Source organism: Ensifer sp. ENS02, assembly GCF_014851885.1.
GTDB lineage: Bacteria > Pseudomonadota > Alphaproteobacteria > Rhizobiales > Rhizobiaceae > Ensifer > Ensifer adhaerens.
On sequence record NZ_JACVAO010000094.1, the window covers coordinates 1 to 260 of the forward strand.

The following is a 260-nucleotide window of genomic DNA, read 5'->3' on the forward strand; positions in this document are numbered from 1 at the left end:
GTCGCTGACGCAGACCTATGATGTGACCATCAATGACGGTCATGGCGGCACGGCGATCCAGACCGTGACGATCGTGATCACCGGCACCAACGACGCACCGGTCATCACTTCGGGCGTGCAGAGCGGTTCTGTGACGGAGATCGCCGACAAGGCGACGGGTGAGAACACGGTCACACACACGCAGGGCGGTGCGGTTGGCTTTAGCGATGTCGATACGCTCGACACGCACACCGCCAGCTTCAAGGCGAACGGCAACGGCT

1 protein-coding gene is annotated in these 260 nt (G+C 61.9%); it reads left to right on the forward strand.

Annotated features, from left to right (window positions below; genetic code table 11):
* A partial coding sequence (locus IB262_RS36845; protein ID WP_192359281.1) for a VCBS domain-containing protein occupies positions 1-260 on the forward strand: 260 nt, incomplete at both ends.